This is a genomic window from Meiothermus granaticius NBRC 107808, assembly GCF_003574355.1.
Taxonomy (GTDB): Bacteria; Deinococcota; Deinococci; order Deinococcales; family Thermaceae; genus Meiothermus; species Meiothermus granaticius.
In genome coordinates, this window is sequence record NZ_QWLB01000017.1 from 15,696 (window position 1) to 39,733 (window position 24,038).

The 24,038-nt window shown below is 65.9% G+C and carries 27 protein-coding genes and 1 pseudogene; 13 read left to right on the forward strand and 15 right to left on the reverse strand.

The window, feature by feature from the left end:
* Positions 1–71 precede the first annotated feature (71 nt).
* The 11 genes from Mgrana_RS07395 to Mgrana_RS07445 form a co-directional block, all read right to left on the reverse strand.
* Positions 72–1,469, reverse strand: coding sequence for an aldehyde dehydrogenase family protein (locus Mgrana_RS07395; protein WP_119356973.1), 1,398 nt, complete (start codon positions 1,467–1,469; stop codon positions 72–74).
* A gap of 4 nt (positions 1,470–1,473) precedes the next feature.
* Complete coding sequence (locus Mgrana_RS07400; protein ID WP_119356974.1) at positions 1,474–2,247, reverse strand: glucose 1-dehydrogenase; 774 nt, start codon at positions 2,245–2,247, stop codon at positions 1,474–1,476.
* A gap of 14 nt (positions 2,248–2,261) precedes the next feature.
* Positions 2,262–3,641 (reverse strand): glutamine synthetase family protein, encoded by a 1,380-nt coding sequence (locus tag Mgrana_RS07405; protein WP_119356975.1) that lies wholly within the window; start codon positions 3,639–3,641, stop codon positions 2,262–2,264.
* Positions 3,638–5,122: a MocR-like pyridoxine biosynthesis transcription factor PdxR gene (gene pdxR, locus Mgrana_RS07410; RefSeq protein ID WP_119356976.1), complete on the reverse strand. Its 1,485-nt coding sequence runs from the start codon at positions 5,120–5,122 to the stop codon at positions 3,638–3,640. The genes Mgrana_RS07405 and pdxR overlap by 4 nt, the downstream gene beginning before the upstream one ends.
* A gap of 10 nt (positions 5,123–5,132) precedes the next feature.
* Entirely contained in the window at positions 5,133–6,701 is a 1,569-nt protein-coding gene (locus tag Mgrana_RS07415; RefSeq protein ID WP_119356977.1) for an amino acid permease, read from the reverse strand.
* 159 nt (positions 6,702–6,860) lie between these two features.
* Entirely contained in the window at positions 6,861–7,610 is a 750-nt protein-coding gene (locus Mgrana_RS07420) for a cyclase family protein (protein ID WP_119356978.1), read from the reverse strand.
* Positions 7,611–7,676: 66 nt separating this feature from the next.
* Complete coding sequence (locus Mgrana_RS07425) at positions 7,677–8,834, reverse strand: ABC transporter substrate-binding protein (protein WP_119356979.1); 1,158 nt, start codon at positions 8,832–8,834, stop codon at positions 7,677–7,679.
* Complete coding sequence (locus Mgrana_RS07430) at positions 8,831–9,883, reverse strand: branched-chain amino acid ABC transporter permease (protein ID WP_170146424.1); 1,053 nt, start codon at positions 9,881–9,883, stop codon at positions 8,831–8,833. The genes Mgrana_RS07425 and Mgrana_RS07430 overlap by 4 nt, the downstream gene beginning before the upstream one ends.
* On the reverse strand, positions 9,880–10,785 hold the full coding sequence (locus Mgrana_RS07435; RefSeq protein ID WP_119356980.1) for a branched-chain amino acid ABC transporter permease: 906 nt from the start codon (positions 10,783–10,785) through the stop codon (positions 9,880–9,882). The genes Mgrana_RS07430 and Mgrana_RS07435 overlap by 4 nt, the downstream gene beginning before the upstream one ends.
* Before the next feature lie 18 nt (positions 10,786–10,803).
* Positions 10,804–11,517: an ABC transporter ATP-binding protein gene (locus tag Mgrana_RS07440; protein WP_119356981.1), complete on the reverse strand. Its 714-nt coding sequence runs from the start codon at positions 11,515–11,517 to the stop codon at positions 10,804–10,806.
* On the reverse strand, positions 11,514–12,272 hold the full coding sequence (locus Mgrana_RS07445; RefSeq protein WP_119356982.1) for an ABC transporter ATP-binding protein: 759 nt from the start codon (positions 12,270–12,272) through the stop codon (positions 11,514–11,516). Before Mgrana_RS07445 ends, Mgrana_RS07440 begins: the two co-directional genes overlap by 4 nt.
* A gap of 201 nt (positions 12,273–12,473) precedes the next feature.
* Between Mgrana_RS07445 and Mgrana_RS07450 the strand changes: the two genes are divergently transcribed.
* Genes Mgrana_RS07450 through Mgrana_RS07465 form a run of 4 tightly spaced genes read left to right on the forward strand, consistent with a single transcriptional unit; the run spans position 12,474 to position 16,231 of the window.
* Positions 12,474–12,929 (forward strand): Lrp/AsnC family transcriptional regulator, encoded by a 456-nt coding sequence (locus tag Mgrana_RS07450; RefSeq protein WP_119356983.1) that lies wholly within the window; start codon positions 12,474–12,476, stop codon positions 12,927–12,929.
* A gap of 11 nt (positions 12,930–12,940) precedes the next feature.
* The gene (locus Mgrana_RS07455; protein ID WP_240631283.1) at positions 12,941–13,756 is read left to right on the forward strand and encodes an N-formylglutamate amidohydrolase; all 816 of its coding nucleotides are present in this window, start codon (positions 12,941–12,943) and stop codon (positions 13,754–13,756) included.
* Positions 13,757–13,769: 13 nt separating this feature from the next.
* Positions 13,770–15,095: a glutamine synthetase family protein gene (locus Mgrana_RS07460; RefSeq protein ID WP_119356985.1), complete on the forward strand. Its 1,326-nt coding sequence runs from the start codon at positions 13,770–13,772 to the stop codon at positions 15,093–15,095.
* Between the two features lie 8 nt (positions 15,096–15,103).
* The gene (locus Mgrana_RS07465) at positions 15,104–16,231 is read left to right on the forward strand and encodes an amidohydrolase family protein (protein WP_119356986.1); all 1,128 of its coding nucleotides are present in this window, start codon (positions 15,104–15,106) and stop codon (positions 16,229–16,231) included.
* 72 nt (positions 16,232–16,303) lie between these two features.
* Here the strand turns inward: Mgrana_RS07465 and Mgrana_RS07470 are convergent, their stop codons facing one another.
* The 3 genes and pseudogenes from Mgrana_RS07470 to Mgrana_RS07480 form a co-directional block, all read right to left on the reverse strand.
* On the reverse strand, positions 16,304–16,678 hold the full coding sequence (locus tag Mgrana_RS07470; RefSeq protein ID WP_119356987.1) for a type II toxin-antitoxin system VapC family toxin: 375 nt from the start codon (positions 16,676–16,678) through the stop codon (positions 16,304–16,306).
* Positions 16,659–16,940: a type II toxin-antitoxin system Phd/YefM family antitoxin gene (locus Mgrana_RS07475; RefSeq protein WP_119356988.1), complete on the reverse strand. Its 282-nt coding sequence runs from the start codon at positions 16,938–16,940 to the stop codon at positions 16,659–16,661. The genes Mgrana_RS07470 and Mgrana_RS07475 overlap by 20 nt, the downstream gene beginning before the upstream one ends.
* 138 nt (positions 16,941–17,078) lie before the next feature.
* Positions 17,079–17,144, reverse strand: a pseudogene (locus tag Mgrana_RS07480) (IS200/IS605 family transposase); the annotation flags it as partial.
* Between Mgrana_RS07480 and Mgrana_RS16700 the strand changes: the two are divergent.
* The 9 genes from Mgrana_RS16700 (at position 17,119) to Mgrana_RS07520 (ending at position 22,651) form a co-directional block, all read left to right on the forward strand.
* Entirely contained in the window at positions 17,119–17,316 is a 198-nt protein-coding gene (locus tag Mgrana_RS16700; RefSeq protein WP_147021207.1) for a hypothetical protein, read from the forward strand. The pseudogene Mgrana_RS07480 and the gene Mgrana_RS16700 sit on opposite strands and share 26 nt — an antisense overlap.
* A gap of 2 nt (positions 17,317–17,318) precedes the next feature.
* Positions 17,319–17,534, forward strand: coding sequence for a hypothetical protein (locus Mgrana_RS07485; protein WP_119356989.1), 216 nt, complete (start codon positions 17,319–17,321; stop codon positions 17,532–17,534).
* A gap of 100 nt (positions 17,535–17,634) precedes the next feature.
* Complete coding sequence (locus tag Mgrana_RS07490; protein ID WP_119356990.1) at positions 17,635–18,336, forward strand: response regulator transcription factor; 702 nt, start codon at positions 17,635–17,637, stop codon at positions 18,334–18,336.
* Positions 18,321–19,625: a HAMP domain-containing sensor histidine kinase gene (locus Mgrana_RS07495; protein WP_240631284.1), complete on the forward strand. Its 1,305-nt coding sequence runs from the start codon at positions 18,321–18,323 to the stop codon at positions 19,623–19,625. Before Mgrana_RS07490 ends, Mgrana_RS07495 begins: the two co-directional genes overlap by 16 nt.
* Before the next feature lie 144 nt (positions 19,626–19,769).
* Positions 19,770–20,261: a DUF4405 domain-containing protein gene (locus Mgrana_RS07500; protein ID WP_119356991.1), complete on the forward strand. Its 492-nt coding sequence runs from the start codon at positions 19,770–19,772 to the stop codon at positions 20,259–20,261.
* Between the two features lie 9 nt (positions 20,262–20,270).
* Positions 20,271–20,549 (forward strand): hypothetical protein, encoded by a 279-nt coding sequence (locus Mgrana_RS07505; RefSeq protein WP_119356992.1) that lies wholly within the window; start codon positions 20,271–20,273, stop codon positions 20,547–20,549.
* Positions 20,550–20,590: 41 nt separating this feature from the next.
* Complete coding sequence (locus tag Mgrana_RS07510) at positions 20,591–21,505, forward strand: FAD:protein FMN transferase (protein WP_119356993.1); 915 nt, start codon at positions 20,591–20,593, stop codon at positions 21,503–21,505.
* A complete protein-coding gene (locus Mgrana_RS07515; protein ID WP_119356994.1) occupies positions 21,502–22,038 on the forward strand; it encodes a DUF2271 domain-containing protein in 537 nt (178 codons plus the stop codon). The genes Mgrana_RS07510 and Mgrana_RS07515 overlap by 4 nt, the downstream gene beginning before the upstream one ends.
* 67 nt (positions 22,039–22,105) lie before the next feature.
* On the forward strand, positions 22,106–22,651 hold the full coding sequence (locus Mgrana_RS07520; protein ID WP_240631285.1) for a PepSY-associated TM helix domain-containing protein: 546 nt from the start codon (positions 22,106–22,108) through the stop codon (positions 22,649–22,651).
* 15 nt (positions 22,652–22,666) lie between these two features.
* Here the strand turns inward: Mgrana_RS07520 and Mgrana_RS07525 are convergent, their stop codons facing one another.
* The gene (locus Mgrana_RS07525) at positions 22,667–23,929 is read right to left on the reverse strand and encodes an MGH1-like glycoside hydrolase domain-containing protein (RefSeq protein ID WP_119356996.1); all 1,263 of its coding nucleotides are present in this window, start codon (positions 23,927–23,929) and stop codon (positions 22,667–22,669) included.
* Between the last annotated feature and the right edge of the window lie 109 nt (positions 23,930–24,038).

The window sequence follows — 24,038 nt, forward strand, 5'->3', positions numbered from 1 at the left end:
ACCTCCTACTTGAGTACCGGCACGGCCGGGGGCCTATCGGCCCTTCACTAGAGTACCGGCATGGCCGGGGGTCAGGGTTTGACCGCACGCATATGGAAAGACTTGGGGCGGGTTAGCTGCTCATACCCCACCACCGAGAGGGTGCATCCTTTGCCGGAATCCTTCACCCCGGTCCAGGCCAGGGCGGGGTCCAGGTAGTCGCAGCGGTTTTGGAAGCAGGTCCCGGTCTCGAGCTGCTCCCCTAAGCGCAGGGCCGCCTCGAGGTCTTGGCTCCAGATCGAAGCGGTGAGGCCGTATGCGGAGTCGTTCATCAGCTCGAGGGCCTCCGCGTCCCCGGCCACCGGCATGATTCCCACCACCGGGCCGAAGGTCTCCTCGCGCATGACCCGCATCCGGTGGTCTACCCCGGTGAGTACCTGCGGGGCGAGGTAAGCCGTACCCGGCGCATCCGCGGGGAAGTGCCGGGGGTCAATGAGGGCCTGGGCCCCCTGGCTCACCGCCTCGGCCACCTGGGCCCGGATCGCCTCGGCTGCGCTGCTCCGCACCACCGGACCCAAGGTGGTCTGGGGGTCCAGGGGGTTGCCTAGCCGATACTGCAGGGTGAGGGCCACAAACCCCTCCACGAACTCCTTGAAATGGCGCTGATGGACGTAGATGCGCTTCACCCCACAACAGCTCTGCCCGGAGTTGAACATCGCGCCGTCCACCAGGTTTTCCAGGGTGAAGTTCAGATCGGCGTCCGCCCGCACATAGGCGGGGTCCTTGCCGCCGAGCTCGAGGCCGAGCCCGATGAAGCGGTGGCTGGCGGCCTGCTGCACGGCCCGTCCCCCCTCGACCGAGCCGGTAAAGGCCACGAAGGCAATGCGCGGATCGGCGATGACCTGGGCCACCTGCGGGTGGCTCAGGTAGAGGTACTGGAACACCCCTTCGGGCAGGCCGGCTTCCGCGAAGGCCTCGGCGTAGCGCTCGGCCACCAGAGGGGTCTGGGCCGAGTGTTTGAGCACCACGCTGTTGCCGGCCATGATGGCGGGGATCACCGAGTTGACCGAGGTCAGGTAGGGGTAGTTCCAGGGGGCCAGCACCAGCACCACCCCCAGGGGCTCCCGCCGGATGAACCGCACGAAGCCCTCTTTGGGATCGGTGGGCACGTCGGCCAGGGCGGTATAGGCGGCGGCGATCATGTAGCGGGCCCGCTCAGCGAAGCCCCCCACAATCTCCTTGGGGGTGTAGCGGATGGGGCGGCCCATTTGCCAGGTGAGCTCGAGGGCCAGCTGGTCCACCCGCCGGGTCAGGGCCTCCACCATCCGGGTGCAGATCTCGGCCCGCTCGCTCAAGGAGACCGTTCGCCAGTGCCGCTGGGCCTGTACGGCGGCCTCGAGACAACGCTCGACCTCGGCTGGGGTGGCTATGGGTCGTTCCACGTACACGCTGCCATCTACGGGGGTAAGGGTGACTTGGGTTTCCGCCATGGCCTCACTCCGGGGTTACGTAGGCTGCGGTGATGCCCCCATCCACCAAGAAGGTGCTCCCGGTGACGAAGGAGGACTCGTCCGAGGCCAGATAGAGGGCTGCCCGGGCGATTTCCTTGGCCTGGCCGAACCGGCCCATGGGGATATGCACCAGGCGGCGCTGGCGTTTTTCCGGGGTGTTGAGGTATTTCATCAGCAGCTCGGTCTCTAGCGGGCCGGGGCAAAGGGCATTGACCCGGATGCCCTCTCGAGCGTGAATCACCGCCAGCTCCCGGCTCATGGCCAGCACCGCCCCTTTGCTGGCGGTATAGGCCAGCTGTGGGGTGGCGGCTCCCAGCAGGGCCACGAACGAAGCGGTGTTGATCACCGAGCCTCCCCCGGCCCGCCGCAGGGCCGGGATGCCGTATTTGCACCCCAGGAACACCCCCTTGACGTTGACCTGAAAGGTCAGGTCCCACACCTCCTCGGTGGTGTGGATGGCGTCGTCGTCCTGGGCGTGGGAGATGCCGGCATTGTTGAACAGGATGTCCAGGCGGCCAAAGCCCTCTTCGGCGGCCTTTACCATGCGCTCGGCCTCGGCCGCCCGAGAGACATCGGCCTGGACGAAGAGGGCCTGCCCTCCGGCCTGGAGGATCTCTTGTCGGGTCTTTTCCCCGGCTTCCGGATTGAGGTCTACCCCCACTACCTTGGCCCCTTCCTGGGCGAACAACAGGGCCGATTCGCGGCCAATCCCACTGCCTACCCCGGTGATCAGGGCCACCTTATCCTTCAGTCGCATAAGACTCCTTTCCTCTAGATCCGCTCGAAGTAGCGCTGGCGTTCCCAGTCGCTGACCGCCCGGTTATAGGCTTGCCACTCGCTGCGGAAAAAGTGAGCGTAGTGCTCCTGCACCTCGCTGCCCAGCACCTCGCGCACAAATGCACTCTGGGCGAAGCGCTCGCTGGCCTCTCCTAGCGTATAGGGAACCCGCGGTAGATGTTGAGCGGCGTAGATGTCCCCCCGGAAGGCGGGGGGGGGCTCGAGCCGCCGGCGGATGCCGTCCAGGCCGGAGGCCAGGGCTGCGGTGAAGGCCAGGTAGGGGTTGCAGTCGGCCCCAGGGATGCGGCACTCGATACGCAGGCTCTGCCCCTGGCCCACCACCCGGAAACCGGCCGTGCGGTTATCGTGACTCCAGGCCAGCCGGGTGGGCGCCCAGGAGCCATCCTCGTAACGCTTGTACGAGTTGACCGTGGGGGCGTAAAAGGGCATGAACTCCTCCGTGTGGGCAATCCAGCCGGCCAGAAACCAGCGGAACACCTCTGAGCCCTCGGCCCCCTCCCCGGCAAAAGCACTCCCCCCAGGGAGCCACAAGCTCAGGTGTAGGTGGCTGCTCGAGCCGGCCTGGCCGTGGGTGAACTTGGCCATGAAGGTCACCGAGACCCCCATCTGGTCGGCGATTTCCTTCATGCACTGCTTGTACAGCACATGCCGGTCGGCCATCTCCAGCACCTCGGCGTAGCGCACGTTGATCTCGTGCTGGCCCAGCCCCCACTCCCCCTTGGAGTTCTCCACCGGGATCCCCGAGCGCTTGAGGTTTCGCCGCACCGCCGCGGTGTAGTCTTCCACCCGACTGCCCTGCAGCAAGTGGTAGTCCTCGATGTACCATCCGGCGGGCTTTAGCCCCTGATATCCCTGGGCGTGGGCTTCCCGGTAGGAGGTGGTGAAGAGGTAGTACTCCAGCTCAGAGGCTGCGAGTGCCCGGTAGCCCAGCTCTGCGGCGCGCTGCACCTGCGCCTTGAGGAGAGAGCGCGGGGCGATGCTGACCCCCCCAGTCTGCTCCCGCTCCACGTCGCACAGCACGATGGCGCTGCGCTCGAGCCAACTGGCCAGGCGCAGGGTGGAGAGGTCGGGGACCAGGTGGAAATCCCCGTACCCCAGCTCCCAGCTGGCGAAGCGGTAACCCGGCACCGGGTTCATCTCCATATCGGTGGTGAGAAGGTAGTCACAGCCGTGGGTGCCGTGGCCGGCTACCTCCTGTAGGAAGTACTCGGCCTCGAAGCGTTTTCCCAGCAGGCGACCGTAGTGGTCGGGGAAGGCGGCGATCACCGTTTCGATCGCCCCTTCTTCCACCTGCTGGGCGAGGGCCTCAAGGCTGAGCAGACCTTGGGGCTGGGGGCCGGATTGCTGACTCATAGCACCTCCGCAATAGGGGCTCGTTGGGCGAGCCGGGTGGCTTGTTCCTGGATGAGCTGGGCGAGCTGCGCCACCCCTTCGCGCAGGGCCTCGCTCCCTTGGTAGCCAAAGCATAGCCGCATGTGGGTGCGGTCTTGGGTCTGGGTGAGAAAGGCCTCCCCGGGGGTGAGGGCCACCCCCCGGTGCAGGGCGGCTTGATAGAGCGCTCCTGGGGGGAAGTAGGCGGGCAGGCTGAGCCAGCAGGAGAACCCCCCCTGCGGGCGGGTCCACCGCGCCACCCGGGGCATATGGGCTCGGAGTGCATCCAGCAGGGCCCCCCGGCGCTCGCGGTAGATGGGCAGGACCTTCCGCAGGTGGCGCTCGAGGCCCCCCTGTTGGATGAACCGGGCGGTGGCCCGCTGCAAGAGCAGGGGCGGGCCACAGATATCCGAGGCGCTGTGCAGGGCCAGCAACCCCTCCAGCAGCGCGGGTGGGGCTAAGACAAAACCGATCCGCAGACCCGGCATCAGCACCTTGGAGAAACTGGAGAGGTAGAGCACATTCCCAGAGGAATCCAGGGCCCGGAGCGGGGCGGGTGGGGGGGCATCGTAAGACAGCTGGGCGTAGGTATCGTCCTCGACCAGGGTCAGGCCATGCCGGGCGGCCAGCTCCACCAGGGCCTGGCGCCGCTGGGGGGAGAAGCGAATCCCGGTGGGGTTATGGAAGTTGGGAACGGTGTAGTAAAAGCGAGGCCGATGCTTCTTCAGCAGGGCCTCGAGGTGCGGCAGGGAGGGGCCTTCCTCGTCCAGCGGTACCGGGAGGGGGCGCAGCTTCAGGGTGTGCAGGATGTTGAGAAAGCCCAAGTAGGTGGGCTGCTCGATGATGACCTCGTCCCCAGGCTGGCAGAGCACCCGGGCGATCAGGGCCAGCCCCTGCAATCCTCCCACCGTGATCAGCACCTCTTCCGCCGGGGCCTCCAGACCCCGCTGGGCCAGCAGCTCGGAGATGGCCAGGCGCAGGTGGGGATCCCCGACCAGCGGCCCATACTGAAACAGCTCGCTGCCCTGGGGGTGCAGCGCTTCCAGGCTGGCCCAGAACTCCTCGGTGGGGAAGAGATGGGGATCGGGGCTGGCCAGGGCCAGGTTGCGCACCCCACGCACCTGCTGCACCTTGTGCACATCGTGCAAAACCCCTTTGGGGGTGAGCTGTTCTCCCAGGTGCAGGTGCAGCAGGGAGGGGTGGGTTTCCGGCCCCACGAAGGTCCCTCGCCCCACCGTGGCCTCAATTAGGCCCTCCGCCTGGAGCTCGCGGTAGGCGTTTTGCACGGTCAGCCGGGTTACACCCAGCTCCGCGGCCAGGGCGCGGATGGGCGGCAGGCGGGCCCCCCCAGGCAGCTCCCCACTGGCGATGCGGGTCTTGATCTGCTCGGCAATCTGGCGGTACAGGGCCTGGCTGTGGCGCCGGTTGAGCTTCAGGTCGGGGCGGGGTTTGGGCTCGAGCATCCCCAGACCTTCAATCCGCGCTCGAGCCGGCTGGAGCGGCTTTTCCTAAGCTCTCGAGCTCGCGCTCCATGGCGGCGAGCTCGGCCGGGTTGCCCTGCACTTTGGGCCCTTTGAACCAGTGGCGGGCTGAGATCAGCCACCAGCCCCCCGAGAAGGCCAGAACCACCGCCACCGCGACGGGGGCGTAGTTGAAGCTGCTCCAGGTGATCGGGCTAACCTGTGGCAAGCAAAACAGCACCGAGATGAACGCCACCCAGATCACCGCGATCCATCCCACCGGCTGGCTCCAGCGCCCCAGGTGCCAGGGGCCGCGCTGGAAGCTGTCCCCGGCCCGGACCCGCAGGAAGACCGGGATGATGTAGGCGATGTACAGACCGATCACCGCGATGGAGGTCACCGCGGCATAGGCGGTGGCATTCCAGAGGTAGGGCAGGCCCAGGATGAAGGAGAACACCACGCAGAACCAGATGGAGTTGGTAGGGGTGCGGGTCTTGGGGTTGATCTTGTGCCACCACTGGGACCCCGGCACCGCCCCATCGCGCGAGAAGGCGTAGAGCATCCGGCTGTTGGCGGTGACGCTGGACATGCCGCAGAAGAACTGAGCCCCGATCACGATCAACAGGAGCAAAATTCCGCCGGTTTTCCCCACCGAATCAAGGAAAATCTGCACCGGGGGCACCCCGGTGGCCGTGTCCAGCACGGCCTTATAGTCCTGGATGGCGAAGTTCAACCCGATCAGCAGCACCCAGCCCGCCACCAGCGAGACCAGAATGGAGTTGACGATGCCTTTGGGCGCGGCCACCGCGGCGTTGACGGTCTCCTCGGCCATGTGGGCCGAGGCGTCGTAGCCAGTGAAGGTGTACTGGGCCAGGAGCAGCCCCAGCAAGAACACGTAGAGCCCCGCACCGAAGCCGCTAAACCCGGTATTGTTGACGAAGTGGGTGAACACCCAGCTGGGGGAGTTCAGGTGGGGGGCCCCGATCATCACCGCGGCCACGATGATGATCACCCCCAGCACATGCCACCACACGCTGACGTCGTTGAGCAAGGCCACCAGGCGAATTCCTTTGGTGTTGAGCAGGGCGTGGATGAGCAACACGATCCCGTAGATGATGATGATGACCGGTGGGGTGGGGTTGAGGCCGGTGGTCAGATAAAGCAGGGCCCCGATGGAGTAGGCCAGCCCAAAATCAATCCCCGCGGTCACCGCCACCTCGCCCAGCAGGTTGAACCAGCCGGTGAACCAGCTCCAGGCCGCGGGGTTCTTGCGGGCCAGCTTGGCCGACCAGAAGTACAGCCCCCCGGCGGTGGGATAGCTCGAGCACACCTCCGCCATGGCCAGGCCTACAAAAGTGACCAGCAGCCCCACCAGCGGCCAGCCCAGGGTCATCACCACGGGCCCCCCGGTGTTCATGCCGTAGCCAAACAGGGTCAAGCAGCCCGACAGCACCGAGATGATGGTGAAGGAGACCGCGAAGTTGGAGAACGACTTCATCTGCCGGCGCAGCACCTGGGCATAGCCCAACTCGTGCAGCCGCTTCACGTCATCGTGGTGAGCCGAAGAATCGTCCTTGCTCATCCGTCCCTCCTTGGCCGCAAGCGCGCAGCGAAATTGATGTGGAGAAGCCCCCTTCAGGCTATGGGAAGCGCTGGCTTGTGGCGTCGCCTGCAACTATATGAGACCGGGCCGGAGATTGTATAGGTACATTTTGGGGATTTGAGCTAGGACAATCGCGGATCAGCCGGCCTGGTGGATGGCCACCACCCGGGCGGGAAACCCACTGCCCCCTTTGGGTTTGGGCCAGGCCACCATCACCAGCGCTCCGGCCTCGGGCACCTGGTCCAGGTTGGTGAGCAGCTCGACCTGCCAACGGTCCTGGGCCAGGATGTACTTTTCCAGCGCCCAGGTGCTGTCCTCGCGGCTACAGGCCAGCCCGCCGTCGGTATCGGTGGTCTCGTGGCCCACCGCCGTGACCTGGCGAACCTCCAGCAAAAACCGCAGCACCTCCAGGCTCCACCCGGGGAAGTGCTGAATGCCCTGGGCGTCGCGGTTGGCCATGGCGACGGGGTCGGGCCAGCGCTTGGACCAGTCGGTGCGCATGGCCACCAGCGAGCCTGAGGGGATTGGCCCATACTGAGCCTCCCAAGCCTCGAGGTCGGCCATGCCGATGCAGTAGTCGGGGTCGCGGGCGGCTTTGTCGGCCACGTTCACCACCACCAGCGGCAGCAGGGTTTCGCGAACCTCGAGCCTATCTATGCTGCGTCCGCCCGGCACCATGTGCAGGGGCGGGTCTACATGGGTGCCCCACTGCCCCACGAAGCTGTACTGCTGGATGTCGAAGAGGGCGCCGTCCTCGAGGCGGCAGAAGTGGCCCTGCTCCTCGTCGGGCAGCGCCGGAAACTTGGGCTGCCCGGGAAAGAAGGTGTGGGTGAGGTCGGTGAAGATGGCGGGTTTGAGGTGCTGGGTATAGAGTTCCCACAGATTCATGGTTGCTCCGCTGTGGTTACGGGAAGCCCAGAGGGCTCCCCGTAGAGATTCGAGATCGGTCCAGTCTCAGGGTTTGGGGATGTAGCTTGGGGCCAGGGTGGCGGCCAGGTTGAGCTTGAGATCCTTGACCGCGACCACCGTGACCGCTTTCTGCGGTACCCGGCTACCGGTCCCGGCGAAGGTGATGCTTCCGGTCACGGTCTTGAGGCCCTTGGTCTGCATGAGGGCCGCGGTGATCTTGGCCGGGTCGGGGGCGCCGGCCCGCTTGATCGCGTCCGCCAGCAGGTAGATGGTGTCGTATCCGAGGGCCGCAAAGGCGTTCTCGGGGTCTTTGCCGTATTCCTTCTTATAGGCCGCAATGAACTTCTTGACCTCGGGGGTGCCCTTCTGGGCGTCCATTAGAGCATGGGTGGTGAAGTAGACGTTGTCCGCCGCTTTCCCCCCCACCTCCACCAGCAGCGGGGTGTCGTAGCCGTCCCCACCCACGATGGGCTGGGTCAGCCCGGCCTGCCGGAACTGCTTGACCACCGTCCCGATATCGTCGGGCATCGCGGCAATGTAGAGCACATCGGGCTTCTGGGGCAGGGCCTTGATCTTGGTGATCTGGGCCGAGAAGTTCTTGTCCCCCGACTTGTAGGTTTCCTCCCCCAGCAGCTTGCCGCCCAGCTTGGCGTAGGCGTCCTTGAAGTACTTGCCCAGCAAGGTAGTGTACTCGGTGCTCTTGTCCCAAACCAGGTAGGCGGTTTTCCCCTTGAGGTTCTTGTAGACGAACTCAGCCCCGACCGCGGCCTGGACATTGTCCCCGAAGCAGGCCAGGAACATTTCGCTGCCGATTTGCTCGGGGAGCTGCGGCGAGGTGGCCCCGGCGGTAACGAAGGGGATCCCGGCCTTCTGGGCGATGGGGCCCAGGGCCAGGGCGGAGTCCGAATCGGTGAATCCGGCGATGGCCACCACTTTGTCCGAGTTGATCATCTGGGTGGCCATGTTGGTGATGGTGGCGGGATCGGTTTTGCCGTCGTAGGAGACCAGCTCGAGCTTCATCCCCAGCACCCCACCGGCGGCGTTGATCTCCTTGACCGCCAGCTTGGCCCCGTTGGAGGCCGGGACGTCGAGCGAGCTCATGCTGCCGGTCTGATTGTAGGCGTTGCCGATCTTGATGGTTCCTTGGGCCAGCCCCAACGAGACCAGCACCAGACTGCCAAGCACTACCCCCAATTTCTTCATGTCCTTCCTCCTCCGACCGTATCTTTATACACGGGCCCGGCCCCTTTGGCCACCCGGCCCCCGGTCACCAGCGGTAACTCCCGATCCCCCAACAGCCCCTGGGGGCGGTAGACCATCACCAGGATGAAGATGAAGCCCAGGGCGATCTGGCTGGCGCCAAACACCGCCGGGACCTGCAGGCTTCCCAGGCTGAACCCGCGCTCGAGGTTGCGCAGCACCTCCGAGAGCAGGGTGATGGCGCTGACCCCCACCACCGCCCCGGTCAGGCTGGCCTGACCGCCCAACACCAGCATGGTGAGCTGCTGGACCAGCATGGCCACGTAAAAGGTGGCCGGGGAAAAGGAGACCAGGTAGTGCCCATACAAGGCCCCGCCCACCCCGGCGAAGAAAGCCCCCAGGGCGAAGGCCATCAGCCGGGCGGGCAGGATGTGGATTCCCACCGCCTGGGCCGCGATGGGGTCATCGCGGGTGGCCCGCATGGCCCGCCCCAGCGGGGAGTAAGCCACCCTCGAGAGCACCAGGAGTGTCACCACCGCCCAGCCGGCCACCCATCCGAGATCGGTGTAGGGGGGGATACCGGTAAAGGTGCGCGAGCCCCGGGTGAACTGTTCCGCGTTGACCAGCACCACATTGACGATCACCAAGAAGCCCAGGGTGGCCACCGAGACATAGTTCCCCGAGAGCCGCATCAGGGGGATGCCGATCACCACCGCCACCAGCGCGCAAAACACCCCGGCGATCAATGTGGCCGGCAAGAAGGGGAGCTGCACCCCGGCCAGAAACCCCGGCAGGTCCGGCAGGTATGCCCCTTTTTTGGTCAGCTCGAGGGTCAGGATCCCCGAAACATAAGCCCCCAGGGCCACAAACCCCGGATGTCCCAGCGAGAACACCCCGGTGAAGCCGTTGGAAAGGCCCAGGCTCGAGACCAGAATGATGTTGATCCCCAGCACGATCAACACCCGCACCCAGTACTCCGGCAGGACGTGCGGGCCCAGCCCGGCTAAAAGCCCGATCAGAGCGAGCGCCACCACCAGGCGGGCGTACTTCACAGCTTGACCTCCTGCCGAACCCCCAGGATGCCCCCAGGGCGGAACAACAAAAAGGCGATCAGCAGGGCGAAGACCAGGGCATCGCGGTAGGGCGAGAGCCCCCAGTCTCCCGGCAGGGACTGGATCAACACCTCGAGCGCCCCCAGCACAAACCCGCCCACGATGGCCCCCGGAATCGAGCCAAACCCCCCGATGATCGCGGCTACGAAGGCCTTGAGCAGAGGGGTGAAGCCCATCTGTGGCTCCACCACCCCAGCCTGAGCGGCCCATAAGACCCCGGCCACCCCAGCGAAAGCCGAGGCCAGCACGAAGGCCACCACGATGACCCGGTTCACGTCCAGGCCCACCAGATGAGCGGCGGTAAGGTCCTCGGCCGCGGCCCGCATCCCCAGCCCCACCTGGGTGCGCCGCACGAACCAGTTCAAAAACAGCAGGGCCAGCAGGGTGACCCCGAGGGTCAGCAGGTTGATGTTGTTGAAGGTGATCCGCCCGTCGGCAAAGCTGTAGAGATGGTTCATCCAGTCGGGCAGGGGGAAGTTGCGCGGGCTCGAGCTGAAGAGCAAGATCCCCAGGTTTTCCAGGATGTAGGTCAGGGCCACCGAGGTCAGCAGCATGGTCACATCCGGTGCACCCCGCACCGGACGGTAGGCCACCCGCTCGATGATCACCCCAGCCAGGGCCGAGACCAGGATGCCCACCCCCACCGCTGGCAGAAAGCCCAGCCCTGCCAGCTGGGCAAAGAGGGTGGCAAAAGCCCCCACCATCATCATGTCGCCGTGGGCGAAGTTGGTCAGGCGCAGCAGGCTGAAGATGATCGAGAGCCCCACCGCCACCAGGGCGTAGAGGCTGCCGATGGAGAGGGCATTGATGAGCTGCTGCAGCACGTATTCAAGGTCACTCATGTCCGGTTACCGGCCTCCTCACGCCGCTCCGCCCAGATAGGCCCGGGCCACCCGCTCGTCGCCCTGCAGCTCTTTGGCCTGGCCCTCCAGCGCGACCTGCCCGGTACGCAGCACGTAGGCCCGGTCGGCCAGCTCCAGGGCGAGGTTCACGTTCTGCTCCACCAGGAGAATGGTGGTCCCCGCGGCCTTGAGCGCCTTCAGGGTGCCGAAGATGCTGCGCACCACCAGGGGGGCCAGCCCCAGGCTGGGCTCGTCCAGCAGGAGCAGCTTGGGGCGGCTCATCAGGGCCCGGGCCAGGGCCAGCATCTGTTGTTCACCCCCCGACAACGTCCCCGCGGCCTGATTGCGGCGCTCGAGCAGGATCGGAAAAAGCCCGAACATCCGCTGGATGTCTTCCCCGATGCCCCTATCCCTGCGCCCGCTGGCCCCCAGCAGCAGGTTTTCGTGCACCGAGAGCCCGGCGAAGACCCGCCGCCCCTCGGGGCAGTGGGCAATGCCGCGGCGCACGATCTGAACCGGGCTCAGCCGGGTCAGGGGCTCCCCCATGAACGAGATGCTTCCTGCGCGCGGGCGTACCAGGCCGGAGATGGCCCGCAAGGTGGTGCTCTTGCCGGCGCCGTTAGCCCCCAAGAGCGTCACCACCTCGCCCGGATACACCTCCAGGCTCACCCCTTTGAGGGCCCGCACCGCCCCGTAGGCGACCTCGAGACCCTGCAGCTCGAGGGCCTTCACGCCACCCCTCCCAGATAGGCCTCCCGCACCCTGGGGTCGGCCTGCACCTCGGCGGGGGTGCCCTCGGCGATGGTCTCGCCGTAGGCCAAGACTTGGATGCGCTCGCAGAGGTTCATCACCAGATCCATATCGTGCTCGATGAGGATCACCGCCAGCTCGAACTGGTCGCGTATGCGCCGGATTAGCTGGAGCAGGGCCGCGGTTTCGTGGGAATCGAGCCCGGCTGCGGGCTCATCCATCATCAGCAGCTTGGGCCCGGTGGCCAGGGCCCGGGCGATCTCCAACCGCCGCTGGTTGCCGTAGGGCAGGCTGCCCGCGGGCTGTGCGGCCACCTCGGCCAGCCCCACCAGCTCGAGCAGCCCCCAGGCTCGCCCCTCGCTGGCGGTCTGGTGGGCGCGGGCCCGCCCCCACCCGCTCACGGCCTCGACCAGGTTCACCGGGTAGCGCAGCTGCGCCCCGGCCCGCACGTTCTCCAGCACGCTGAGGTTCTTGAACAGGCGGGTGCCCTGAAAGGTGCGGGCGATCCCCAGCCGGGCGATGGTGGCCGGGGCCAGCCGGCTGATCTCGTGCCCTTCAAACCGCACCCCGCCCTGGCTGGGCCGCAGGAAGCCGCTGATCAGGTTGAACAGGGTGCTCTTGCCCGAACCGTTGGGGCCGATCACCCCCACGATCTCGCCCGGACCCACCCGCAGGTGGTGGCGCTTGAGGGCCATCAGCCCCTTGAAGCTCTTGGTGAGGTCATGGGTCTCGAGCATAAGGATTCAAGTGAGGAAACGTTCTCTCCGAGGGGCCCAGCGGGTGAAGCCAAAGCGGGTTAAAGCGCGACCAGAAAGATATGGCCCACAATGTATCATTGCTTTTGCAAATTTCGCAATACGGGTGAATGGGGTTTACCTGAAGCCCCCTACCTGGTTGACATCCCTCTACCCAATAAGGCAGAGTAGAAACCAAACCCTATGGACGAGACTGATCGCAAGCTGCTGGGATTGCTGCAACAAAATGCACATACCTCCCGTGCTGAACTGGCTCAGGCCGTAGGGCTTTCGCCGGCAGGGGTACACAAGCGGTTGCACAAGCTTCACACTGAGGGGTATATCCGCCGCACGGTAGGGATTCTGGACCGGGGCAAACTGGGCCTGGACCTGTTGTGCTTTCTCAAGTTGACCTTCAAGGACAACCTCGAAGCAGCCAACCTCCCGGCCCTGCGCAGAGCGGTGGAGGGGCTGCCGGAGGTGCTGGAATGTTACACCCTGACCGGTTCGGATGACGCCCTGCTCAAGGTGGCCGTGCGTGACCATGTGGCCCTGCGGGACTTCCTGCGGCGCTTTTCCGAAAGCCAGCAGGTGGTCGGCCGAGTGGAGACCTGTATCGTCTTGGAGGAGTTTAAGGAGGGCACCGCTTTTCCCCTATGAGAATCCCTGCTTTGGTTATCACCCCCCACAGTTCCGCCCAGGTTCCCGCCGAGGTCTTAGCCCAGATGCTGGGGGAGCGCTTTTATGAGGCCCCCGAGCGCCAGGCCCGGCTCGAGTGGCTCTTTCGCGAGGGCGACCCCTATACCGAGGTGCTGTTTCACGCCCCCGAGGCCCATACCCTACAGGCCCCCTACAGCCGCTTTGTGGTGGACCTCAACCGCCAGCGCGATGAGGGCGGGAACAACGGGGTGATCAAGCTCACCGATTTTGAGGAGCGTCCCCTGTATCCCGCGGGGTTTACCCTGAGCGAGCCGGAGCGAGAGGAGCGGCTGCGGCGCTACTGGGACAGCTTTCACGCGGAGATCGAGCGGGTGCTGGGAACCCATGAGGTTCGGCTTCTGGTCAACGGCCACTCCATGCAGCCTACCGGCCCGGCCATCGGCCCTGACGCCGGAAAACCCCGGCCGGGGATCTGCCTGATGGCGGGTACCGACGCGGAGGGCCGCCCCCTCTCGGCCTCCCCCAGCCTGCCCCAGAAGCTGGCTCTGGAGGTGCTGGGCTTGGCCCGGAAGCATTTCTCCGCGCTGCTGCGTGGCCAGCCTGCCGAGGCCATCGCCCTGGGGGAGCCCTGGGCCAGCGACCCGCTCAGCCAGCGCTACAGCGATCCGGCTCGAGCAAAACCGGTCTGGGGGTTTGGCCTCGAGTTCAACCGGGCCCTGTACCTGCGGTATGAAGACGGCCAGGAATATCCCAACGATCCGATGATCCGGGCCCTGAATGGGGCGTTTCGGGAGTTCCTCGCCGAGGTGACCGAGCGGCTGGCCTAAAGCGGGGTGGCAGATGGAGACCCTACGTGAAAAGCTCGAGCAAGCCGGGGTTGAGTGGGTGCGCATCCTGTGGTGCGATCACGCCAACCTGATCCGGGGAAAGGCCGCGCACGTGAGCCTGCTGGCGGATGGCCTGCCGCAGGGCGTGGGCATCTCGGCGGCCCAGCAGGCCCTCCCGGTGATGTATGACGCGGTAGCCAAGAACAGCGGCCTGGGCCCGGTGGGCGAGACCCAACTGGTGCCCGACTGGACCACCCTCAAGCTGCTGCCCTACGCGCCTGGACAGGCCCAGGTCATGGGGGATATGCGGGTTGAAGGCCGGGCCTGGGAGTACTGCCCGCGCGAGTACTTGCGCGGACAGGTCGCGGCCCTGGCGGAGGCGGGCCTGAGGGCCAATGCGGCCTTCGAGAACGAGTTTTTTCTCCTGCGGCTGACCGAGGAGGGGTATCGCCCCGCCGACCGCAGCGTGTTTGCTGCAACCGGGGCCATGAACCTCCAGCAGGGGTTCCTGCGCGAGCTGACCCAGGCCCTGCTGGCTCAGGGGTTGCAGCCCGAGTTCTACTACCCAGAATCAGGCCCCGGCCAGCAGGAGCTCTCGATCCGCTACAGCGATGCCCTGGGGGCTGCGGACCAGCAGATCGTCTACCGCGAGACCGTGCGGGGGGTGGCCTCGAGGCATGGCCTGGTGGCCAGTTTTCTGCCCAAGGTGTTTGAGAATGCCGCCGGAAGCGGCTGCCACCTCAACCTGAGCCTGTGGCGAGGGGAGGAGAACGCTTTGGGGGATCCGGCCCACCCCACCGGGCTGAGCCCCACCGGTCAGCACTTCTTGGCCGGGGTGCTGGCCCACCTGCCCGGCCTGGCCGCCCTCACCATCCCCACGCCCAACTCCTTCCGGCGAATCCGTCCCCATTTTTGGGCGGGGGCCTTCCGGGCCTGGGGCTACGCCAACCGCGAGGCCGCCCTGCGGGTGACGCGGGGCCCTGCGGGCGCGACCCGCTTCGAGCTCAAGGCCTCGGATGCCAGCGCCAACCCCTACCTTGCCCTGGGGGCGGTGCTGGCCGCGGGCCTGGACGGCCTGAAGCGCGAACTCCCCCTGCCCCCGGAGGTGGCCGTAGACCCAGGCTCGCTCTCGCCCCAGGAGCAGAAGCAGCTGGGGATTGACCCGCTGCCCTCGAGCCTGGCTCAGGCCCTGGAGGCCTTGAAGGAGGATGCGGTGCTGCTGGAGTCTTTGGGGTTGGCGCGGGCCAGGGCCTATATCGCGGTGAAGGAGATGGAGTGGGAAGCCCTCAAGGACCTGAGCCTCGAGGAGGAAGTGAACTTGCTGGCCGAGCGCTACTAGGAGGAGCGGTGGAGCTATCGCATATCCCCATCTACGATCACCACGCCCACGCCCTGTTTCGCGAGGAAATCTGGCGTTCGGCCCCGCTCGAGCCCTACTTCAGCGAGGCCTATGACCCCCAGATGCTGGCCCGTTTTGTGCCGGACAACCTGTTCTTCCGCCGCAGCCTGCGGGACCTGGCCGAGTTTTACGGCTGTGAGCCCTCGGCCCAGAGCCTGCAGGAAGCCCGGCAGGGCTGGGAATACACGGAGCTCAGCCGCCGGATGTTTGCTCAGGCCAACATCACCCGCTGGCTGATCGACGATGGGGTCTGGCCGGACCGGCTGATGGGGGTGGAGGAGAGCGGGGCCTTGGCCGGGGTACCGGTGCGGCGCATCCTGCGCCTGGAGACCGAGCTGGCCCAGCTGATTCCCGCGCACGACAGCTACTTCAGCCTCGAGCGGGCCTTTGTGGACTTGCTGTACGAAGCCGCTCCGGGGCTGGCCGGGTTCAAGAGCATCATCGCCTACCGCTCGGGCCTCGAGGTGACCCCGCCGGGCCCTGAGGTGGAGCGATGCTACGCCGCGCTCAAGCGCAGCCTGAAGCCCGATGAAGTGCCCAAGCTGACCGAAAAGACCCTCCTCGACGCAGCCCTCTGGAAGGCCTTGGAGGTCGCAACCAAGACCGGGTTGCCGGTGCAGTTTCACACCGGTTACGGCGACCCCGACCTTGACCTGCGGCGGGCCAACCCGCTCCACCTGCGGGCCATTTTCGAGGAGCCCCGCTTCAGGGGGTTGAAGGTCGCACTTCTGCACACCTACCCCTTTGTGCGCCAGGCGGGGTACCTGGCCAGCGTGTACCCCGGGGTATACCTTGACCTGGGCCTGACCATTCCCTATACCAGCGTTCATGGGATGCGCACCGCCCTGCACGAAGCCCTGCACCTGGCCCCGATCAGCAAGGTGCTGTTTTCCACCGATGCCCAGCGCACCCCGGAGCTGTTCTGGCTGGCGGCCCGCTGGGGGCGTCGGGTGCTGGCGGAGGTCTTAGACCGCACCGTAGCCGATGGCGACCTGAGCCCGGCGGAAGCCGGGTGGGCTGCCGAGCGGATTCTGTACACCAACGCGGCCGAGCTGTACCCGGCTCAGTGGGCCTGACCCCCCACCCGCCAGACCTCGAGGCCCGGCTCAGCACCGCGACGCCGAATCCTCACAGAAATGACGAGTTGTCTAATATCCCATTACGAACTTCCCATATGGAGCCATGGCTTTATCCATACTTAGCAGACCCAGCCCCTCAACAATGGCCTGTGCAAGCAGGATGCGGTCAAAAGGATCGCGATGATACCAGGGCAGACTCTGTACGGCGAGGGCGTGCACCTCTGTAATGGGCAGATGGCTGAACCCCTGTTCCACCACTACCTCCAGAAAACCCTCCGGCATTCGTAACCTTCCAAGCGAAGTCTTCACCGCGAGCTCCCAGGTGGTTGCGGCACTTACAAAGACTTCGTCAGCCTGCTCGATCAACCGGCGGGCATTGGGAGTTAGCCTTTCATCGTTGGAAAACCACCACAACACGATGTGGCTATCGAGCAACAGGTTCAATCGAACCTTCCTCCATCATCCGGGATATCTCGGCGTTGGGCTCGTCAAAGTCCGACGCCATCCAGATCTGCCCCTTCCAGACCCCCGGCACCCGTCGGGGTCTGGGAGCGGCTTCGGGTGGTACCAGCTTGGCCACTACTCGACCATACCGTCCGATAAAGACGACCTCCCCCCGCTCGACCCGCTCCACTAACCTTGAAAGCTGGGCCTTAGCCTCGGCAATATTGACGAGCTTTTTGTTCCAATCAGCAGTTTTGGGCATCTTGAATTCCTCTAGCTACCTCCGATAATAAATGTTATGACCATTGTTGGTCAACTAATTTGACCCCGGTGCGCGACAAGCCCCGCCGTTGGGAGGGAAGGATAGTGCGGACGGCGCAGCCGTCCTTGGGTTTTGGTTTTAGTGCGGGGTCTGCTGCTGTTCGATGTACTGGCACACGATGGAAATCGGCGCACCGCCGCAGGAATACGGAGCAGACCTCGACAAGCTGCGGACCTATTCGCTCAGCGTACTGCTGTGGTGCTTTGGGGTGCAGGAGAATCCGCGCTTACTCCCGCCCCCCTGCCCACCCGAAGCCCAGCGGTTGGGGCTGTGTTTTCCCTACGAAAAGGTGCTAAACTACCGGCACTCGGGGTAACTATGTATCACGAATACCTCATCGCCCGCGACCCCCGCACCGGGGAAAAGCTCGAGGTGCGTGAGATTACCGATCTGGGCGAAGAGGCCCTGACCGATGTATTGCTCGAGGTGTATGAGCAGTACGAGGGAAAGGTGGATCTCGAGACCCTGGGGCAGCACTTTCCCTGGGGGGAATCGCCGTTTCTGCACGACCAAGCTCCTGCCTTAAAGAAATGACCTCCGGATGTACCGGTTCTTGCCTCGCCGCAGCGAGGCGACGGGAAAGATGTCAGAAACGCGACTTGCCCCCTTCATGAAACGTCTGCATTATAGTGGCATGACCCAGCTCCGGGGAAACCTACAAAAAGCCGTGCTGGTGGTTGAGGATGAGCCCAAGCTGGCCGAGACCCTCGAGCTCTACCTGCGCCACGAGGGTTACCGCACCGAACGAGCGGGGGACGGAAGGCGGGCGCTGGAGCTTTACCGGGCGCTCAAGCCCGATCTGGTGCTCTTAGACCTCATGCTGCCGGAGCTGGATGGGCTCGAGGTGCTGCGCCGCATCCGCAGCGAGGGCAACACCCCGGTCATCCTGGTCACGGCCCGGGCCGAAGATCTGGACAAGCTGCTGGGGCTGGAGCTGGGGGCCGATGACTACGTGACCAAGCCCTTCAGCCCGCGCGAGGTGGTGGCCCGGGTCAAGGCGGTGCTGCGGCGGAGCGGCGGGGGGGAGTCGGCCCGGGCCATCCTGCGCTGTGGGCCGCTCGAGGTGGACCCCGAGGAGGTGATGGTCAGGGTGCAGGGGGCACGCCTGGACCTGACCCTGGCCGAGTTCCGCCTCTTGGAGGCCATGGCCTCAGCCCCCCGACGGGCTTTCACCCGGGAGGAGCTGCTGGCGGTGGCCCTTCCCGAGTCTGATGCGCTGGGGCGCACCATTGATGTGCACATGAAGAACCTGCGCCGAAAGCTCGAGGAGGCCGGGGCGCCTGGGCTCCTGGAAACGGTGCGGGGGGTGGGTTATCGCCTATGGATCGAGCCCTGAACTGGGTCCGGCGGCTCGAGGTGCAGCTGGCCCTGCTGATCCTGCTGGCCGTGGGGCTGACCAGCCTGCTGACCTTTAGCATCAACGCCTACGGGAGCTGGCGGCACTTTCGCGATCTGCCCGAGGAGGTGCGGGCCCTCCTGCAAGACGGGGGCACCGGGCCGCTGCCCCGCAAGGTCTCCCAGTTGGTGAACCAGGAAGTTCAGGCCCAGGGGGAGGTGCGGGTGGTGCTCGAGCCCACCGCGAAGGGCGAGCTGCGCACCTACCGAGTTTTGCCGGCGGCCTCGGCCCCGGCCTCCTCGGCTTCGACCCTCCCCCCTCAGGGGGTGGAGGTCTCGGCGGAATCCGAGGGGGACCGGCGCGAAGGGGGCTTTATTGGCCAGCTCCTGACCACCCAGGCCGAGGCCGGTGGGGTGGCCTTGTTGTTGGGCCTGGGCCTGGCCCTGGCCTTTGCCCGGCGGCTGGCCCGCCCGATCCACGCGGTTTCTGAGGCCACCGACCAGATGGCTTCGGGGCACCGGGGGGTGCGCATTGGAAACCTCGGGAGCAGCCAGGAGACCGCCCAGATGGCCCACAACTTCAACCGCATGGCGGAGGAGCTGGAGCGGCTCGAGGGGGAACGCCGGGCCATGATCGCCGATATCGCCCATGAGCTGCGCACCCCCATCGCCGTGATGCAAAGCCGCCTCGAGGCCATTCAGGATGACCTGATCCCCTGCAGCCCCGAGGAGGTCAACAGCCTGCACGACACCGCGCAGCTGATGGCCCGACTGGTCGAGGACCTGCGCACCCTTTCCCTGAGCGAGGCCGGGCGGCTGACCCTGCACAAAGAACGCCTCGACCTGCGGCCCCTGCTCGAGCGGGTAGTCGCCGGTTTCCGCCCTGCGGCAGAGGCCCAGGGGGTGCAGCTGACGCTCGAGCTGCCCGCGCGGCCACTCAGCATTAGAGGGGACCCGGATCGCCTGCACCAGGTGCTGGGCAACCTCCTGGCCAACGCCCTGACCTATACCCCCAGGGGGGGCAGGGTGCAGGTGGTCGTGGAGGGAGACCCCAACCATGCCTTCATCCGGGTGGGCGACACCGGACCCGGCATCCCACCGGCAGCCCTGAGCAAGGTATTTGACCGCTTCTACCGAGCCGAAGGCTCGCGCTCGAGGGCCACCGGGGGCAGCGGGCTGGGTCTGGCCATCGTCAAGGCCCTGGTAGAGCTGCATGGTGGGCGGGTTTCTGCGGCCAATCGCCCAGAGGGCGGGGCGGAGTTCCGGCTGGTCTTACCCTTGGTGGAATGACCCTGGTAGTCCCAACCCCCCTCCTTGAGGAGGGGTGGGGCGGCGCTGGGTAGAGGGATCTGCCTGGGCTTCACACGCGCTTCACAATGGCTAAATGTGGACATAACCGTGTCGGGCCAGACTGTATTGCAGAGGAGGACGCCCGTGAGCGCGCAGAGAAGACTGAAAATCCAAATCCTGGTGGACAGCGTACTGGGGGTGGCCTTTTTGTTGGCCTTCCAGCCCCGTTTTACCGGCCAGGCCGTGCATGAGTGGATGGGGCTGGGTTTGGGAGCGGTGGTGCTGGTGCACCTGCTGCTGGGCTGGAAATGGATGGTTAGCGTTGGCCAAAAGCTCCTGGGCGGGCTGCCGGGCCGGACTCGAGTACTCTACGCGGTCAACCTGGCCCTGCTGGCGGCGTTTATCGGGGCTGGGGTGACGGGGGTATTGGTCTCTAAGGTGGTGTTTGCCCATGCTGAAGGGAACCGCATCCTGATGGGGCTTCACAAGCTTTTCGGCAACGGCCTCCTGGTGCTGATGGGCCTGCACCTGGCCCTCAACTGGCAGTGGGTGGTGAACCTCTGGAACAAGTACCTTGGGGCCTCCCAGGGTGCGACCAGGACGGCGATCTATGCCAACTCGAGGGAAGCCCAGTAGGGGGGCCGTATGGGGCGCAAGTGGATTCCCACCCTGCTGTTCATCGGGGTTTTGATCGTGGCCGGGGCCGGGCTGTATCACGCAGGGGGGCTCCCGTTGGTGGGGGGGCGGCACGATCCGGCCCTCCGGACGCTGCAGGCCCCCTTGGGCGGGCGTGGCACCGCCCATCCTTGGCAAGCCTTGCCTCGGCTCCTGGGTGATCTCTGGGTGATCGCCAGCATCATCACTGCGGTGCGGGTAGGGCAAGGCTTGGGGCGCCTCAGGGCCTCTCTCTTAACCCGGCCATAACCCTGGGTGTGTACCTTGTCCCCGAGTCTGGAGAGCGCTTGATGCTTAGATCCTTCCCCGGCTTTTTATCCCAGAATCGCTTCCGCTGGCGGCGCATCCGCTATGAGGGGGTGCTGGGAACAGCCCTCGAGCTGCACTTTCTGGCTGAGCCCCAGGCGGCGCGCGAAGCCGAGCGGCGTGCCCTGGCAGAGATAGAACGGCTTGAGGGCCTCTACAGCCGCTACCGCCCGGACAGTGAGCTCAACCGCTGGCAGGAGGGCCTTACCGAGGCCGTTTCCCCGGACCTGGCCGAGTTGCTGCGGGAGGCTGAGCGTTGGCAGGAGCACACCGCTGGGGCGTTTAACCCCGGCGTTGAGGCGGTGCAGAGGCTTTACCGCCAGAACCCTGACCCCCCTGAAGAGCAGCGAGAAGCCCTCTTAAAGGCCCTTGGTGCCCCGCTGTGGACCTGGAAAGGGGAGACCCCTCACAAGCGCACCCCCCTCGAGCTGAACTTCAACGCCCTGGCCAAGGGGCGCATCGCCGATCTGGCCTGCGCTGCCGCAATGGGGGTAGAGGGGGTGCAGGGGGCTTGTGTGAACCTCGGGGGAGACCTCAGCCACCGTGGGCCGCAGGGGATGCCGGTGGCCATCACCTCCCCCTTCTCGAGCGCCGACAACGCCCCGGCCCTGGCCCAGATTCGCATCCGCAACCAGGGGGTGGCGACCAGCGGTCATACCCAGCGTGGGCCGCACCTCTTTGATCCGCGCAGGGCGCAGCCGGTGCAGGGGGTGGCCCAGGCCACTGTAGTGGCCGGGGATGCCGCCACAGCGGATGTTCTGGCCACGGTGTTTTGTGTGCTCGATCCCCAGGAAAGCCTGCGGTTAGCCGAGCAGCTAGGGGTGGCCGGTTTGATCGTGAGCCGCTCGGGAGCCCTGCACTCCAACCCTCAGTTCCAAGCCCTGGAGGAAGCCTTATGAAGCAAACCCGTATCAGCCGTAGAGCCTTCATCTATCGGGTGTCCGGCCTGGCCCTGACCCTCTGGGCTGGGCGCAGCCTGGCCCAAGCCCCTAAGCTCCCTGCCGGGATGAAGCTGGACATCAGCTTTGAGATCGTAGCCCCACCCGGAGGGCGTTACCGCCCGCCCTATGTGGCGGTGTGGATCGAGAACGCCCAGGGCTTACCCGTGCGCCAGCTGGCCCTGTGGTTTGAGGAGTCCAGACCGCGCTACCTGCGTGAGTTGGTGCGCTGGGCCGGGGAAAACACCAGCATCCCCGTTGCGGTCTCGGGCCCTACCCGGTTCCCTGGGCGCTATACCCTGAGCTGGGACCTCAAGGACGAAAAGGGCAACACGGTGGGCCAGGGCGATTACTACGTGTGTATCGAGATGGCCCGTGAACATGGGCCTTACGAGCTGTTCCGGGAAAAGCTGTCCCTGGGTACGGCCCCCCTGAGCAAGACCTACCCCGAGGACGGGGAGCTGAAGGGGGTGACCCTCACCTATGGTAAATAAGGCCAGGCCCCGCACCCAGAGGGGCTGGGGTGAGACCCGTGCCCGGTTATATACCCTGGCGAGGGGGGTGCACCTCTACGCCTCGATGGTAAGCCTGCTGGTGGTGCTCTTTTTTGCGGCCACCGGTATCGCCCTCAACCACCCGGAGTGGACCTTCGGCAGCGCGGAGACCCAGCAAACCTATACCGGTACCCTGCCGGCGGGCTGGCAGAGCGATGGGCGGGTGGACTGGCTGCGCACCGCCGAGACCCTGCGGGCCAAGTACGGCCTCAAGGGCAGTGTGAGCGAGCACCGCAGCGATGCCCAACAGGCCTCGCTGAGCTTCCGGGCCCCCGCTTATGCCGCGGATGCCTCCATCCAGATGAAAGACGGTAGCTATGTGCTGCGGGTGGTGCGCCAGGGCCCGGTGGCGGTGCTGGACGACCTGCACCGGGGGCGTGACTCGGGAGCGGCCTGGGCGTGGGTCATTGATCTGTCGGGAGGGTTCTTGCTCCTGATCGCGCTCACGGGGTTTGCCCTTTCGCTTTTCCTGCGCAAGACCCGCCGGGCGGCGGTGCTGACCGCGCTGGTGGGTGCGGTTTTGGTCGGAATCCTGATGCTGCGCGCGGGCTAGGGCGAAGGGGGTGAGCTACTCCGCCCAGTCCAGGAACACGGCCGCGGTCCAGGAGAACGCCCCCCCACCCAGCCCGGCCCCGGTCCGGGGGTGGTAGTACTCGCTAAACCCGGAAGCCCGGACCAGGGCCAGCGTGTCCTGCCGGAGGCGTTCCGCCAGCTCGGTCTGGCCATACTCCTCCAGCCCCCAGGCGATCAGGCGGTTCAGCACGGCCCATACCGGCCCGCGCCAGTAGCGCTGAGGCTCGAAGCGGGGGCTCGAGGGGTCGGTGCTGGGGACCAGGTAGCGCACCTGCTGGGCCCAGGACCTCAGGGTTTGGGCCAGGCGTTCAGCCCGTTGGGGGCTGCTGCTTCCGGCGTACAGCGGCAGAAAAGAGGCCGAGACCCCAACTCGGATGGGCCCGTTTTGAATGAGGTCGCGGTTGAAGTAAAGGCCGGCCTGCTCGTCCCAGAGGGCTTCTATGGCCGGTGCACTGCGGGATAACCAGCCGGTGATCTCGGCCTCATGGCCAAAGCCGAACCGCTGGGAAAGCGCCCGCAAATCCCGGTTGGCCCGGTGCAACACACAGTCAATCAGCAAGCTGGCCACCCGGAAGGGGCACTGGGTGTACAGACGCAGCGGGTCATAGCCATCGCGCTTGTAGACCTCGAGCAGCGACAGGTAGCGGTCGTACTCCTCTTGGCGCGGGCGCTGGCTGGGGTCTACATGGCCGGTATCGCGCCGGGTATAGGGCGGTAGGTCGGGGTCTACGGGCACCTGAGCCAGGGCTTCGTCCCAGGCCGGGCTGTTGTCAGCCCCGGTCTCCCAGGGGTGATAGCAGGCCATTAGGCCGGTGTCTTCGGGGTCCCGCGCGCGCTTGAACCAGCGGTGATAGGCCAGAAGCTTGGGATAGAGGGCTCGAGCCTTTTCCTCTGCCAGCGCCCTATCCCTGGCCCCTTCCAGCATGCGCCGCACGAAGCTGGCCAGCACCGGGGGCTGGGTGATGCCGGAGGTCGGGGGGGAGGCCTGAGGGGTTCCCCAGCGCTCTGGCCCGGGGAAATAGCTGGCTTCGGGCCGATGGAAAACGATGTGCGGGAGCATCCCATTCGGCCACTGGCCCTGGAAGAGGGTCTCGAGCTCCCTCCAGGCCCGCTGCTCATCAAAGCGCATCCAGCCGAGCGCGGTGAACCCGGCGTCCCACAACCACTGAAACGGGTACAGACCTGCGGTGGGGACGGTGAACCCACCCCGGTCATTGGCCTGCAAAATTTCCTGGGCTTGTTGGCGTAAGTGGTTCAAAAGCTCCCTCCTTGGGGGGATATCAGGGGCATGTATCCCACGAGGCGATGAAGCGAGGGTGAGGTCTCGAGGAGGGCGGCCGGCCCTCTCAGGTTGCAGCAGGGAGAGT

Excerpts from the sequence above, each read along its gene's own strand:
- Mgrana_RS07395 (WP_119356973.1), bottom strand. The coding sequence starts at position 1,469 with ATGGCGGAAACCCAAGTCACCCTTACCCCCGTAGATGGCAGCGTGTAC.
- Mgrana_RS07400 (WP_119356974.1), bottom strand. The coding sequence starts at position 2,247 with ATGCGACTGAAGGATAAGGTGGCCCTGATCACCGGGGTAGGCAGTGGG.
- Mgrana_RS07405 (WP_119356975.1), bottom strand. The coding sequence starts at position 3,641 with ATGAGTCAGCAATCCGGCCCCCAGCCCCAAGGTCTGCTCAGCCTTGAG.
- pdxR (WP_119356976.1), bottom strand. The coding sequence starts at position 5,122 with ATGCTCGAGCCCAAACCCCGCCCCGACCTGAAGCTCAACCGGCGCCAC.
- Mgrana_RS07415 (WP_119356977.1), bottom strand. The coding sequence starts at position 6,701 with ATGAGCAAGGACGATTCTTCGGCTCACCACGATGACGTGAAGCGGCTG.
- Mgrana_RS07420 (WP_119356978.1), bottom strand. The coding sequence starts at position 7,610 with ATGAATCTGTGGGAACTCTATACCCAGCACCTCAAACCCGCCATCTTC.
- Mgrana_RS07425 (WP_119356979.1), bottom strand. The coding sequence starts at position 8,834 with ATGAAGAAATTGGGGGTAGTGCTTGGCAGTCTGGTGCTGGTCTCGTTG.
- Mgrana_RS07435 (WP_119356980.1), bottom strand. The coding sequence starts at position 10,785 with ATGAGTGACCTTGAATACGTGCTGCAGCAGCTCATCAATGCCCTCTCC.
- Mgrana_RS07445 (WP_119356982.1), bottom strand. The coding sequence starts at position 12,272 with ATGCTCGAGACCCATGACCTCACCAAGAGCTTCAAGGGGCTGATGGCC.
- Mgrana_RS07450 (WP_119356983.1), top strand. The coding sequence starts at position 12,474 with ATGGACGAGACTGATCGCAAGCTGCTGGGATTGCTGCAACAAAATGCA.
- Mgrana_RS07460 (WP_119356985.1), top strand. The coding sequence starts at position 13,770 with ATGGAGACCCTACGTGAAAAGCTCGAGCAAGCCGGGGTTGAGTGGGTG.
- Mgrana_RS07475 (WP_119356988.1), bottom strand. The coding sequence starts at position 16,940 with ATGCCCAAAACTGCTGATTGGAACAAAAAGCTCGTCAATATTGCCGAG.
- Mgrana_RS16700 (WP_147021207.1), top strand. The coding sequence starts at position 17,119 with ATGGAAATCGGCGCACCGCCGCAGGAATACGGAGCAGACCTCGACAAG.
- Mgrana_RS07485 (WP_119356989.1), top strand. The coding sequence starts at position 17,319 with ATGTATCACGAATACCTCATCGCCCGCGACCCCCGCACCGGGGAAAAG.
- Mgrana_RS07490 (WP_119356990.1), top strand. The coding sequence starts at position 17,635 with ATGACCCAGCTCCGGGGAAACCTACAAAAAGCCGTGCTGGTGGTTGAG.
- Mgrana_RS07495 (WP_240631284.1), top strand. The coding sequence starts at position 18,321 with ATGGATCGAGCCCTGAACTGGGTCCGGCGGCTCGAGGTGCAGCTGGCC.
- Mgrana_RS07505 (WP_119356992.1), top strand. The coding sequence starts at position 20,271 with ATGGGGCGCAAGTGGATTCCCACCCTGCTGTTCATCGGGGTTTTGATC.
- Mgrana_RS07510 (WP_119356993.1), top strand. The coding sequence starts at position 20,591 with ATGCTTAGATCCTTCCCCGGCTTTTTATCCCAGAATCGCTTCCGCTGG.
- Mgrana_RS07515 (WP_119356994.1), top strand. The coding sequence starts at position 21,502 with ATGAAGCAAACCCGTATCAGCCGTAGAGCCTTCATCTATCGGGTGTCC.